The organism is Curtobacterium sp. VKM Ac-1395 (assembly GCF_015350975.1).
Lineage (GTDB): Bacteria > Actinomycetota > Actinomycetes > Actinomycetales > Microbacteriaceae > Curtobacterium.
This window is the reverse complement of sequence record NZ_JADKRX010000001.1, coordinates 749,188-762,632: the sequence shown is the minus strand read 5'-3', so window position 1 is coordinate 762,632 and position 13,445 is coordinate 749,188. Positions and strand designations below refer to the sequence as shown.

The following is a 13,445-nucleotide window of genomic DNA, read 5'->3' as shown; positions in this document are numbered from 1 at the left end:
TTGAGGTCCTTGGCTTCGCCGGTCACCAGACCAGTCGAGACGTTCTTCTGCGTGATGTCGATCGTGTACGCACCGGTGCCAAGGAACTTCTCGATCTTCCAGTGACCCGTGCGGTCGACGCGGACCGGCGTCGGGGACGAGCTCTCGAAGTTGGTGACCTTCAGCGAGATCTCCTCGTTCGCGTTGCCAGTCCCCTCGAAGGTGACCGGCTCGCCCCGGTGGTCCGAGCCGTTCTCCGGCGAGGTCACCGCGAAGGGCAGGTTCACGACCGAGTTCAGGACGATGTTCTTGGACTCGCCCGTGATGGCGTCGGCGGAGTTCTTCATGACCACGTCGACGTCGTAGACGCTGACGCCGGCCCAGCGGTTGACGCTCCAGTGGCCGTTCTTGCCCACGACCGTCGTCCAGGAGGACTGCTCCGGGTTCTTCGGGGTGAAGTACACCGTGTCGCCAGCGTTGCCGGTGCCCGCCCAGGTGACGTTCTCACCGAGGTGCTCGGAACCCGACTCCGGCGACGTGATCGCCCACGGCAGGTTCACCGGGTCCTCGTCCGACGGCTGGTTGAACTTGAGGTCCTTGGCTTCGCCGGTCACCAGACCAGTCGAGACGTTCTTCTGCGTGATGTCGATCGTGTACGCACCGGTACCGAGGAACTTCTCGATCTTCCAGTGACCCGTGCGGTCGACGCGGACCGGCGTCGGGGACGAGCTCTCGAAGTTGGTGACCTTCAGCGAGATCTCCTCGTTCGCGTTGCCGGTGCCCTCGAAGGTCACGAGTTCACCCTTGTGGTCCGTGCCGCTCTCCGGCGAGGTCACTGCGAAGGGCAGGTTGACGGACTGGTTCAGCAGCACGTTCTTCGACTCGCCAGTGGCCGAACCGGCCGCGTTCTTCATCACCACGTCGATGTCGTAGGCCCCGGTACCCGCGAAGTGGTCCACGCTCCAGGTGCCGTTGTTCTTGACGACCGTCGACCAGGCCGACTGCTCCGGGTTCTTCGGGGTGAAGGACACGGTGTCGCCAGCGTTGCCCGTACCCGTCCACGTGACCATCTCACCGCGGTGCTCGGAACCGGACTCCGGCGCCGTGACCGCCCAGGGCAGGTTCACGGGGTCCTCGTCAGCGGGCTTGTTGATGGTCAGGCCGCGGACCTCACCCGTGACCGAGCCGGCAGCGTTCGTCTGCGTGACGTCGAAGACGTACATGCCGGTCCCGATCCACCGCGAGACCGACCAGTGCCCGTCGTCGTCCACCTTCGCGGTGACGTCGGCGCTGTCGAAGTTCGTCACGTGGACGCGCACGGTCTCCCCTGCGCGGCCGTTGCCCGAGAAGGTGACCGACTCGCCCTTGTGCTCGGAGTCGTTCTCCGGCGTCGCGACGGTGAAGTCACGGTTGATGCCGTCGACCTTCGCCACGACGTCCGTCGAGTCGAACTCCTGGCCGCCGATCGTCTGCACGACGTGCAGTGTGTTGTCGCCGTACTCCAGACCGCCGACCGTCAGCGTCCACGAGCCGTCGTCGTTCGTGACCTCGACGGACTCGTCCCCGATGGCCACCGTGGCGCCCTTCGTCGCCGTGCCCGAGACGACCGCGGTCTTGTTGACGTTGTCGACCGAGTCCACCTTCGCTTCCAGCGGTGTCTGCGCCGGCGCCCCGATCCTGGTGGTGGTCGTGCCTTCGGCACGGAAGTCGTTCGTGCTGCTCGTGCCGCTGAAGACGAAGTCCATGGCGCTCGGCTCCTCAGGAGCTTCGTCGCCAGCGGTGACGTCGACCATGAAGCGGTACTGCTGGTCGGCCGGACGCTCGCTGGTCCAGTCCGCGTCGAACGTCAGCGTCGTGTTGTCGTTCGACAGGCGGCCGTTGGTGAGCGGGATGGAGGTGGAGGCGTTCCATGCGGTGTTGCCGACGCGTCGCCAGGAGCCCTGGACGGTGTCCTGCTCGGAGAAGGTCGCGCCGTCCGGAGCGGTCAGCACGACGGTGCCCTTGGTGTCGGTGCGTGAGACGCGGTTCTCGACGACGAACGGCACCTTCGTGGTCGCGCCACGCTTGAGCTCGACCGGGCCCTGGTCGATGCCGAAGAGTCCGCCACCCTCGACGATCGTGGCGGTGATGTCCTGATTGTCGACGGTGCTGTTGTCGACCCTCTGGACCACGTTGATCGCGTTCGCACCTGCCGTGAGGTCATCGACTGTCAGTTCCCAGGCACCGGTGGTCGGATCCGCCGTCGTGCTCTTGCCCTTGGCCTCGATCCGCGCTCCCGGGGTCGCCGTGCCCTGCAGCACAGCGGTCCTGGTGATGTTGCTCTGCGACTTCACTGACGCAGTCAGAGCGCGCAGGTTGTTGAGGCCCGGAAGCCTCGCTGCATGCCCGGATGTGCCTACCGCGACGTATTTGAAGCCCATGTACGTGAGCCCTTCGGTGACCATGTACTTGCCTGGCTTCGACAACAGAGAGAGCCTGCCCTGAGCATCGAGTTGCCAATAGTCGGCTTCCGAGCAGGATTTCGATCTACTCATGCTGACCGTGTCGTTGTACACGGTCGTGTTCGCGGAGAGGCAGTAACCATTCCATTCGCCAGAGGTCCAGCGCAGGAAGAAGAAATCGGAGTTCGGCACCCGCTCGACGCGCAGCTTCGATGCGCTCGAGATGGCGCCAGTAAGTGTGGACGATTCCCTCCACTCCGTGTTGGGTGAGTAGAACGCAGTGCCGTTCGCCCGCGGGGCCGCGAAAGGAACGACCGTTCCGGTAGGTGGCGCTGCGATACGAGTTCCTACTGCCTTGCTTGAGTCCACAGCAGATGCGGGAGCGGCACCGAAGGAAAGGCCGCTGACGATTGTGGCGGCGGCCAGCCCGGCCGCACCCATGGACTTGAGGGCAGTCGAGGCCCTCTTCTTGTGAGACATGTGCATCTTTCAGGACAGGCCGCATCGTGCACGGCTTGCGGGAAGGGAGCAGCTGCGCCACCCATGGCGCAACGTGTGTATCAAGAATATCATGTGAAATACGAACGGACGGCCAGACCCATCCTCATGTGGAAACTGAGAGTTGAGCCTGATCGACGCAACTTCTGCCTCCTCGACTTGACGTCCAGGCGGGCCTGAGTAGAGTTGAGTCCATCGGACGCAAGTCCAACGACTTACCCCTAGCAAGAAGGAGCACCCACACATGGGACGTGCAGTAGGCATCGACCTCGGAACCACCAACTCGGTCGTCAGCGTGCTCGAGGGCGGCGAGCCCACGGTCATCGCCAACGCCGAGGGACTCCGCACCACGCCGTCGATCGTCGCGTTCACCAAGGACGGGGAAGTCCTCGTCGGTGAGACCGCGAAGCGTCAGGCCGTGACGAACGTCGACCGCACCATCGCCAGCGTGAAGCGCCACATCGGTACCGACTGGACGACGGACATCGACGGCAAGAAGTACACGCCGCAGGAGATCTCGGCCCGTACCCTCGGCAAGCTCAAGCGCGACGCCGAGCAGTACCTCGGTGAGGACGTCACCGACGCGGTCATCACCGTGCCGGCGTACTTCAACGACGCCGAGCGCCAGGCCACGAAGGACGCCGGTGAGATCGCCGGACTCAACGTCCTCCGCATCATCAACGAGCCGACCGCGGCCGCTCTGGCCTACGGCCTCGACAAGGGCAAGGAAGACGAGCTCATCCTGGTCTTCGACCTCGGTGGCGGCACGTTCGACGTCTCCCTGCTCGAGGTGGGCAAGGACGACGACTTCTCCACGATCCAGGTCCGCTCGACGTCCGGCGACAACCGCCTCGGCGGCGACGACTGGGACCAGCGCATCGTCGACTACCTCGTCAAGAAGTTCAAGGACGAGCACGGCGTCGACCTGTCCACGGACAAGATCGCGAAGCAGCGCCTCAAGGAAGCCGCCGAGCAGGCGAAGAAGGAACTGTCGTCGCAGATGTCGGCGAACATCCAGCTCCCGTACCTGACGCTGACGGCCAACGGCCCGCTGAACCTCGACGAGACCATCTCGCGCGCCCAGTTCGAGCAGATGACCTCTGACCTGCTCGACCGCACCAAGAAGCCCTTCAACGACGTCATCAAGGAAGCGGGCGTGTCGGTCAACGACATCGCGCACGTGGTCCTCGTCGGTGGCTCGACCCGCATGCCCGCCGTGGCCGAGGTCGTCAAGTCGCTGACCGGTGGCAAGTCGCCGAACCAGGGCGTGAACCCGGACGAGGTCGTCGCCGTCGGCGCCGCGCTGCAGGCCGGTGTCCTCAAGGGCGAGCGCAAGGACGTCCTGCTCATCGACGTCACGCCGCTCTCGCTCGGCATCGAGACCAAGGGCGGCCTGATGACGAAGCTCATCGACCGCAACACCGCGATCCCGACCAAGCGCAGCGAGACCTTCACGACCGCTGACGACAACCAGCCGTCGGTCGCGATCCAGGTCTTCCAGGGCGAGCGCGAGTTCACCCGCGACAACAAGCCGCTCGGCACCTTCGAGCTCACCGGCATCGCGCCGGCTCCCCGTGGCGTGCCGCAGGTCGAGGTCACCTTCGACATCGACGCCAACGGCATCGTGCACGTGTCCGCGAAGGACAAGGGCACCGGCAAGGAGCAGTCGATGGTCATCTCCGGCGGTTCCTCGCTGCCGAAGGAGGACATCGAGCGCATGGTCCGCGAAGCCGAGGAGCACGCGGCCGAGGACAAGGCCCGTCGCGAGGCCAACGAGCGTCGCAACCAGGCCGAGCAGCTCGTCTACTCGATCGAGAAGCTCATCAAGGAGAACGACGAGAAGCTCCCCGCGGACGTCAAGTCCGAGGTGCAGGCCGACGTCGACGCGCTGAAGTCCGCCCTCGCGGGTGACGACGACGACGCGGTCAAGACCGCCTACGACAAGCTCAACGAGTCGCAGGGCAAGCTCGGCCAGGCCATCTACTCCCAGCAGGACGCCGGCGCTGCCGGTGCTCCGGGCGCTGAGGGTGCCGGCGAGCAGCCCCAGGACGGCAACGACGAGGACATCGTCGACGCCGAGGTCGTGGACGACGAGGACGACAAGGACAAGAAGTAAGCGATGGCTGACGAGAAGAACGCCAACGACGACAACGTCCAGAACGAGCCGGAGCCCCAGGTCGAGGGCGACGCCACCAACGCGGAGCAGCCGGAGGACCTCATCGAGGCCGAGGGTCCCGACGTCGAGGTGCCGAGCGACCTGAGCCCCGAGGACCAGGCCCTGCTCGACGACGCCGCCCGCGGTATCGCCGAGGACGGCCTGTCCGCGAGCGACCGCGACCTGGTCGCCGAGATGCGGACGGACATGCTCCGTGCGCAGGCCGAACTGGTGAACTTCCGGAAGCGCGTCGAGCGTGACCGCGAGGCCAACCGCGAGGTCGCGATCGCCGAGGTCGTCCGTGCACTCCTGCCGGCGCTCGACGACCTGAGCCGCGCCGAGGCGCACGGCGACCTGACCGAGGGGCCCATGCAGGTCATCGGCCAGAAGATCCGTGGCGGCTTCGAGAAGTTCAAGCTCGTCCAGATCGGCGAGAAGGGCGAGGCCTTCGACCCGAACATCCACGAGGCGATCGTCCAGCTCCCCACCCCGGGTGCCACCGGCCAGACCGTGGCGGACGTCGTCGAGCCGGGCTACAAGCTCGGTGAGCGCGTCATCCGTGCGGCCAAGGTCGCCGTGGCGGTCCCGGCCTGAGCCGGGGAGCGCTCGGACATGGAAGAAGAAGGTAGGTAGCCGTGGCCAGTCAGGACTGGTTCGACAAGGACTTCTACGCGGTCCTCGGCGTCGACAAGAAGGCGTCCGACGCCGACCTGAAGAAGACCTACCGCAAGCTCGCGCGGCAGTTCCACCCGGACTCCAACCCGGGTGACGCTGCGGCCGAGGCGAAGTTCAAGGAGATCAGCGAGGCCTACTCGGTGCTCTCCGACAAGGAACAGCGCGCCGAGTACGACCAGGTCCGTGCCATGGGTTCGGGCGCCCGCTTCACCGCGGGTGGCCCGGGTCAGGGCGGCGGGTTCGAGGACGTCTTCGGCGGGATGTTCGGTGGCGGCGGCCAGCCCGGCGGCGGCGGACAGCGCGTCCGCTTCGGCCAGGGTGGCGGCTTCGAGGACATCCTCGGCGGCATGTTCGGTGGCGGCGCCGGCGGGGCTGGTTTCGGCCAGCCCTCCGGCGGCTACCGCGGCTTCGGTGGTCCGTCCAAGGGCCGTGACGTCACCGCGTCGACGACCCTGGACTTCACGACGGCCATCGCCGGCGACACGATCAAGCTGTCGCAGGGCAACGGCCGGCCGGTCAACGTCCGGATCCCGGCGGGTGTCGCCGACGGGCAGAAGATCCGGTTGCGTGGTCGGGGCGAGCCCTCGCCCGACGGCGGCGACGCCGGTGACCTGGTCGTGCTCGTGCACGTCCGCAAGCACCCGGTCTTCGAGCGCGACGGGCAGCACCTCCGCGTGGATGTCCCCGTGACGTTCGTCGAGGCAGCGCTCGGTGCCACGATCCAGGTGCCCACGCTCGGCGGCGAGCCCGTCAAGCTCCGGGTCGCGCCGGGCACGCCCTCCGGTCGGGTCCTCCGGGTCAAGGGACGCGGCGTCGCGACGAAGGACGGCACGGGCGACCTGCTCGCCACCGTCCAGGTCGCGGTGCCCTCGCACCTGTCGGACAAGGCACGCGATGCCGTCGAGGCACTCGCCGCCGCACTGCCCGACGAGGACCCCCGTGAGGACCTGCTCGCCAAGGCGCGCAGCTAGCAGCACCAGCAGAACCGACTGGAGGCTCGGTGCGGCTCCGTCAGGAACCGCACCGAGCCTCCAGTCTGGTTTCCAGGACCACGCGAACGACGGAAAGGACAACCCCATGACCGACATGGACGAGAACTCGCCCGTCTTCGCGATCGCGGTCGCCGCGGAGCTGGCGGAGATGCACCCGCAGACGCTGCGGCAGTACGACCGGCTCGGCCTGGTCGTGCCGGGGCGGACGCGCGGTGGGTCGCGTCGGTACTCCATGCGGGACGTCGTGCAGCTGCGCGAGATCGCGCGGCTCGGTTCCGAGGGGGTGTCCCTCGAGGGCATCCGGCGGGTGCTGGAACTCGAGAACGAGAACAAGACGCTGCGCGACCGGGTGCGCGAACTCGAGCGGGCGCTCGCGGACCAGCTGATCAGCCGCCCGGGTGCACGCGTGTTCGCGGCGACGGCCAGTGGTGCGGCCATCTCACTGCGCGCCGGTGCCCGGCCGCAGCGGAACACGCAGATCGTGTTGTACCGCGGACCGCACTGACCGTCAGGTCCCCTGCACCGGTCGTGAGTGGCGACCACCCGTGTCCGGGTCGACGACGAGCCGTTCCGGCCCCGACGCGGCGTCGTACCGGTAGTCGTACGCAGACCGTCGGGCGGGCTTCGCCATCGTCATGATCGACCCGACTGCGGCGCACCCGACGTCTGCGAGCGCCGCTCGGGCGCCGGCCAGCTGCTTCCGCGTGGTCCGGTGCATCGAGGCGACGAGCAGTGCGCCGCCCGTCAGCTTCGTGAGCACCGCGGCGTCGGCCACCGGCAGGAGCGGCGGGGCGTCCACGAGCACGACGTCGTAACGGCGCTCGAGTTCAGCGATGACGGCGGCCATCGCGTCACTGCCGAGGAGTTCGGTCGGGTTCGGAGGGATGGCCCCGGACGGCAGGACGGCCAACCCGTCGCGGCCCCACGGTTGCAGGGCGTCGTCGAGCTCCAGGCGGGCGATGAGCACGTCGGTCAGACCAGCGGAGCCCTCGACGCCCATGACGTCCGCGATGCGCGGCCGACGGAGGTCGGCGTCGACGAGGACCACCCGGAGACCGTTCTCGGCGAGCGCGAGTGCGGTGTTGGCGATCGTGGTCGTCTTGCCCTCGCCCGGGATGGAGGACGTGACGACGAAGCTCCGGGTCGGTCGCCCGATCTCGAGGAACTGCAGGTTCATCCGGAGGCGGCGGAACGTCTCGGCGCCGGGGCTGGTTGGTTCCCCCCGCAGGATCAGGGGGTCCTGCCGCATCGACTTGTCGTAGGGGATCTCCCCGACGGCGGGTGCGCCACTGATCGACTCGACGTCTGCGCGGGAGTCCAGGCGGTTGTCGAGCGTCGCACGCAGCGCCGCGATCGCGAAGCCGAGCAGGAGCCCGATCGCCAGGCCGCCGGCGACGTTGGCCACCGGCTTCGGTGACGATGCCGTGGTCGGCGCGACGGCTGGTTCGATCGTGCTGATCCGGAACGGACTCGTGCCCTCCACGGGTTCCTCGAGCTCGTCGGTCACGACGTGGGCCAGGCTCGTCCCGATCCCGTTCGCGATCGCCGCCGCCCGCTCCGGGTCGTCGTCCGACACCGTCACGTTGACGAGCACGCTGTCGATCGGCGACTGCGCAGAGACCCGCTTCGCCAGGCGCTCCGGCGTGGTGTCGATGCCGAGGTCCTCGATCACGGGTCGGAGCACCCTGGCGCTCACCGCGACGTTGGCGAAGGACTGCACCTTCTGCTCGGCCGCGGTCCCGCCCTGCGCGAGCTCCGAGGAGTTCGCTGCGCCGGGGACCGACACGTAGAGCGACGTCGAGGCCTCGTAGGTGGGCTCCTGGACAGCGGCGAGGACCCAGCCCCCCGCGCCACCGACCAGGGTCGCGGCGAGGAGCACGAGCCATCCTCGGCGCAGGATGCGGATGATCGATTCGAAGTCCATCGGGTTCCTCTGATCAGGTCGGTATTGCAAACATTGTATATCACTACGCTGACGCAGCGGCAGGACGTTGCTCGACCACGTGCTCGTAGAGCTCGATGTGCTCCCGGACGGCTCGGTCGAGCGACAGCAGTTCCCGTTCGACGGGCGCCTGGGCGAGGAACGTCCGGGCTTGGTGCTCGTAGTCGACGAGACGTTCGCAGCCGAGGGTCAGCCACCGCTCGACGTCCTCGACGGCCGGCAGCTCGTGGCCGACCGGGACCTGCTCGCAGGCAGCGGCGACGTCGAACATGTGGACGGGGAGACCGCTGATGACGGCCTCTCCCGCCACGGTCGACTGCCCCTCGCGGTACGACGGCAGCACGAGCATGTGCGCGCGACGCATCTCCTCGCCGATGCCGGCGCGGTCGCGGGAGCCGACGTAGTGCACGTCCTGCGCGACACCGAGCCGCTCAGCCTCGGCTTCGAGTTCGAGCCGCAGCGTCTCCCGGTGCGACACGACCCGGAGGACTGCGCGGTCGCCCGACTGTCGGATCCGCTGCAGGAGCCGCAGCGCCAGGTGCACGCGCTTGAACTCGACCAGCTGACCGACGTACAGCAGCTCCCAGGGCTCCCCCGCGGCGGGACGGACCCGCGGCACCGCCGAGAAGTGTTCGACGTCGAGCGCGTTCCTGATCACGACGACCTTGTCCTCGGCGATCCGGCCACCGAGTCGCCGACGCTCGTCCTCGGTGAAGACCACGACACGGTCCGCCCGACGTTCGGTGGCGCGGAGCGCGATCCGGTGGTGCACGGGCTTCCAGCCGCTGAAGTGCGGTGTGAAGACGACGCGCGCGCTCGGCGTGACCAGGGACCGCACGCACGCGTTCATCAGGTGGTTGAGGTGCACGACGTCGTAGCGGCTCCAGTCCCCGCGGAAGCGCGGCGCCGCGGTCGTCACGTCGACGCCGGCCCGTGCGAGCCCGGCCGCGAGGAGCGAGTCGGGCGTCTCTGCCATGTGCGTGGCGCGGTACTCCTGGGTCTGGGCGAAGATGCCGCTGAGCATGAGGACCTTCATGTGGTGGGCCTTCCGGTGAGGGAACGAGTGGTCTGGTGTCGCGGAGGGGCCGGTTCGACCGCGGTCGTCGGGACGAACGGCTGGCGAGGGCCGAGCGCACGCGAGGGGAGCACCGACCCCACCGCGACGAGGAAGAGCGGTGGGAGGGCGTAGCAGAGGAGGTTCTGGAAGATCGAGTACGTCCCGACGGCGCTCGGCTGGGACACCCAGAGCGCCACGATGGCCGCTGCGTACGCGGCGGGGAACGACTGCAGCCGTGTCCGCATCCGGTCGCTCAGGAGCATGAGCAGACCGAAGACGAGCCCCACCCCGAAGACCCCGGGCACACCGAACGACAGGTAGCCCTCGAACCACGTCGGCACGAGCTGGTCCCGGCCGACGAAGCTGTGGTAGACCGCGTGGTTGAACAGGGCGACGCCTGACTGCAGTCGCCACTCGTCAGGGATCCCCGGCACCGGGCCGAGCAGGGAGAGGACGAACGTCCACGGGGTGAAGGCGCCGGTCTCCGCGGCCCACGGCATCGCCCCGGAGAGCTGCATCGGGCTGGCCGCGTACACCAGGACCGACTGCAGCGCCGGGACGACGCCCACCTCGGGCGCCTCGAGACCGGTGCGCTCGAGCCAGAGCGTCGACCTCAGCGTGCCGGCGCCGAAGAAGAACGCCCCGAGCACCGCCACGGCAGCGACCGACGGGACCAGGCGGATGCGCCGGCTGCTCCGGTCGAGGAGGACGAACACGAGCGCGATCACCGCGAAGGCCATCACGGCGCGACGGAGTCCGTAGGAGCCGAGCGCGAACACGACCGAGCCGAGGAGCGGGAGCACGAGCCACCACGTGGACGAGCCCGCGCGGTGCCGCTTCCGCATGAGCATCGCGAGACCGATGAAGAGGAGGGGACGAGCGACCTCGGAGAAGAAGGTGATCGGTCCCTTCGGTACGACGTCGTTCCGCTGCAGGCCGTCGATGTCACCGGCGAGGAACGACGTGACCGATGCGACGTCGGGGAACCGGAGGACCAGACCGACCAGGCCGAGCGCGATGAACACCGCGGGCGTGAGCGGTCCGTCGACCAGCGGTGGCACCGTGACCAGTGGGGACCGCACGGCGGCTCCCGTCGCCCGACGTGTCCGGTCGCCCGCCGCGGCGGCCAGGGCCCCGGCGGTCGCTCGCGTGACGACCACCGTCGCCGCGAACGCCAGACCGAGGTACAGGACGACGGTCGCGTCCGCGTAGGTGCCGGGGCGCCAGAAGAAGTTCCCGCCGGACCCGAACCACTGGATGATGACGGGCGCGACACAGCCACGGAGGGACTCCCACCCGAGGAAGAGCGTCAGCGCGTCGACGCGCAGACCGGTCCGCGATGCCCGGGAGACCTCGATGCCCGCGAGGACGACGACGGACTGCAGGAGGACGGGGAGCACGAAGGGACCGGCAGGACCCCCGACGAGGCAGGCCTGTGCCAGGGAGAGCGTCGCCGCGATGACGACGACCCCGCGCAGCAGCCAGTGCACCGTGGCACGGCTGGACCGCACCACGTCGGACTCGGTCATCGGACAGTCTCCGGGACCCGGCTGGTCGGCCTGCGCAGTCCGACGAAGCGCGTCGCGATGCCCGCGACGTTGGCGACGGCGGACGCCAGCACGACGAGGACGGCGCCGTGCATGCCGGTCGGCCCGACGGAGGCGACGAGGACACCGATGACCGTCACCACGAGGCTCGCCGCATCGGCGACGACCCAGGTCCGCCACCGCCGCTGGGCGACGCAGACCTGCCCGAGGCCGATGAGCACCGCTCGGAGCGACGTCGCCGTGAGGACCGCGGCCAGCATCCACCAGAGTCCGTCGTAGCGGTCGGTGAGCGACGGGAACCCGAGGGCCATCACGCCTGCAGCCAGGAGCGAGCCGACGACGGAGAGCCCGGCGAGCATCCCGACGAAGGACCGCGGCGTCCACTGGTTCGCGGAGAGCCCTGGGGCGGCCAGCTGTCCGATGACCGTCTTGCCGAAGTACACCGGGGCGAGCGTCACGACGGAGGCGAAGCGCAGTGCGACGCCGTACGCGCCGAGCCCGAGGGCACCACCGATCGCTCCGATCGCCCAGAGCACCACCCAGTTGGCCACCTGACCGAGGACGTTCGCCACCAGACCGGCGTGCAGTCCGTCCGCGGACCGGTCCGGAGCTGCAGGCGCAGGGCCCGCAAGCCCCGTCAGGGTCGTCGTCGCCCGCCGGTGGTTCGTGGCGAGCACGATGGCGGCGACCGCGATCAGGACGTCGGTCGCGAGCAGTCCGACCGTGGCCCACCACGGGCCGGACACCACCCCCAGGACGAGCGCGAGCGCTGCACCGGCGACGGCCCGGACCGCGTCCGTCCACGACGCGGTGCGGTACCGGCCGCTGCCGGCGAGCACCGCGACGACGGTCTCGCCGACCGGGAGCGCGGCGCTCATGACCCCGATGGCGACGAGCATCGGGAGCCGCTCGGGGGTGACACCGACGACGAGGAAGTACCCGACGGGCACGGCGAGCGACGAGACCACGAGGTTGACGAGCAGGGCGCGACGGCGTGCGCGGAGCAGCGTGGCGAGGATGGCCCACACCCCGAGGGCACCGTCGCGTGTGGCGCGGGCAGCCGCTGCGTTCGACGACGCCCCCATCGAGGACGCGGTGATGCTCGCGAGGCCGAAGACGAGCACCTGGAGGGTGGAGAACCGACCGTAGTCGGCCGGCGAGACGACGGCAGCCATGGCGGCGAGCGCGAGGAACTGCACGCCGCGTCCGCCGAACGCCGGCAGCGTCACGCGGAGCAGGTGCGCAGAGCGCTGGGCGACAGCTCGCCACTTCGTGGAAGGCACGTGGTCTCCTGATCAGGACGGGAACATCGAGCATAGCATCTGATATGTCATACTCGAACGATGTCCACACCGCCGAGAGTGTCCGTGATCGTCCCCACCGTCCGTGTCGACGACTGGCTCCGTGCAGCCCTGCAGTCCTTGCTCGCGCAGACCGCGGAACTCGAGGTCGTCGTGGTGCTGGACGGCGTCGAGGACACCACCGGGATGCCCCGCCACGAGTGCGTGCGGACCGTCACGCTGCCGCAGCGCTCCGGGTCCGCCGCCGCCATCAACGCCGGCACGGCCGTCGCGCGTGGCGAGTTCATCGGCCGCCTCGACGCCGACGACCTGGCCGAACCAGGTCGTGTCGCCGCGCAGGTCGCGCTCCTCGACGCCGACCCCGGCATCGTCGCCGTCGGCACCGCCGCCACGGTCATCGACGACGCCGGGAACACCGTCGGGGCCATTGATCCCCCCGCCGGCACCGACCTCGCGAGGGGGCTGCTCCGGAAGAACCTCGTCGTGCACTCCTCCGTCCTCATCCGGCGCTCGGCACTGGTGTCCGTGGGCGGGTACGACACCCGATGCGTCCGGATGCAGGACTACGACCTGTGGCTCCGTCTCGCACGGGTCGGACGCGTGACGAACCTCCCTGGACGCCTCACGCGGTACCGCGTCCACGCGACGATGCACAGCCGGGAGACCAGCCCCTTCAGCGCCTCAGCGACGCGGATCCGCGCCTCCCGCCTCGCCCTCGCGCGCCACCTCGGCCGGTCCGTCGCCGGCCAGACGCTGCGCAACCTCGCGTGGACCGCGTCGCAGTCGGCCCGCCACTGGGGCCTGCGCCGCCCGCGATACCTCACCCGCTGACCCGAACGACGACCTCAGGAGGACCCG

Annotated in this window: 10 protein-coding genes; 5 read left to right on the top strand and 5 right to left on the bottom strand. The window is 69.0% G+C overall.

The window, feature by feature from the left end; all coding sequences use genetic code 11:
* The coding region (locus ITJ68_RS03855) for a hypothetical protein (protein ID WP_194659979.1) at positions 1-2,312 on the bottom strand (2,312 nt) is incomplete at its 3' end.
* 850 nt (positions 2,313-3,162) lie between these two features.
* Between ITJ68_RS03855 and dnaK the strand changes: the two genes are divergently transcribed.
* The 4 genes from dnaK (at position 3,163) to ITJ68_RS03835 (ending at position 7,245) form a co-directional block, all read left to right on the top strand.
* A complete protein-coding gene (dnaK, locus tag ITJ68_RS03850; protein ID WP_194659978.1) occupies positions 3,163-5,034 on the top strand; it encodes a molecular chaperone DnaK in 1,872 nt (623 codons plus the stop codon).
* Between the two features lie 3 nt (positions 5,035-5,037).
* Positions 5,038-5,667 carry a nucleotide exchange factor GrpE gene (locus ITJ68_RS03845; RefSeq protein ID WP_071279674.1) on the top strand — a complete coding sequence of 210 codons (630 nt, stop codon included), beginning with the start codon at positions 5,038-5,040 and terminating at the stop codon, positions 5,665-5,667.
* Positions 5,668-5,708: 41 nt separating this feature from the next.
* The gene (locus ITJ68_RS03840; RefSeq protein WP_194659977.1) at positions 5,709-6,719 is read left to right on the top strand and encodes a DnaJ C-terminal domain-containing protein; all 1,011 of its coding nucleotides are present in this window, start codon (positions 5,709-5,711) and stop codon (positions 6,717-6,719) included.
* A 115-nt stretch (positions 6,720-6,834) separates the two neighbouring features.
* Positions 6,835-7,245 (top strand): heat shock protein transcriptional repressor HspR, encoded by a 411-nt coding sequence (locus tag ITJ68_RS03835; RefSeq protein ID WP_194660187.1) that lies wholly within the window; start codon positions 6,835-6,837, stop codon positions 7,243-7,245.
* 3 nt (positions 7,246-7,248) lie between these two features.
* On the opposite strand, the gene ITJ68_RS03830 is transcribed toward ITJ68_RS03835, so the two are convergent.
* From ITJ68_RS03830 to ITJ68_RS03815, 4 genes are read right to left on the bottom strand one after another with little or no spacing between them, the layout of a single operon-like run.
* Positions 7,249-8,664 (bottom strand): polysaccharide biosynthesis tyrosine autokinase, encoded by a 1,416-nt coding sequence (locus ITJ68_RS03830; RefSeq protein ID WP_194659976.1) that lies wholly within the window; start codon positions 8,662-8,664, stop codon positions 7,249-7,251.
* A 43-nt stretch (positions 8,665-8,707) separates the two neighbouring features.
* Positions 8,708-9,718, bottom strand: a complete 1,011-nt coding sequence (locus ITJ68_RS03825) for a glycosyltransferase family 4 protein (RefSeq protein WP_194659975.1) — start codon at positions 9,716-9,718, stop codon at positions 8,708-8,710.
* Complete coding sequence (locus ITJ68_RS03820) at positions 9,715-11,268, bottom strand: hypothetical protein (protein ID WP_194659974.1); 1,554 nt, start codon at positions 11,266-11,268, stop codon at positions 9,715-9,717. The genes ITJ68_RS03825 and ITJ68_RS03820 overlap by 4 nt, the downstream gene beginning before the upstream one ends.
* Complete coding sequence (locus tag ITJ68_RS03815) at positions 11,265-12,569, bottom strand: hypothetical protein (protein ID WP_194659973.1); 1,305 nt, start codon at positions 12,567-12,569, stop codon at positions 11,265-11,267. Before ITJ68_RS03815 ends, ITJ68_RS03820 begins: the two co-directional genes overlap by 4 nt.
* Before the next feature lie 84 nt (positions 12,570-12,653).
* On the opposite strand from ITJ68_RS03815, the gene ITJ68_RS03810 reads away from it, so the two are divergent.
* The gene (locus tag ITJ68_RS03810) at positions 12,654-13,418 is read left to right on the top strand and encodes a glycosyltransferase (protein WP_194659972.1); all 765 of its coding nucleotides are present in this window, start codon (positions 12,654-12,656) and stop codon (positions 13,416-13,418) included.
* The last annotated feature ends 27 nt before the right edge of the window (positions 13,419-13,445 follow it).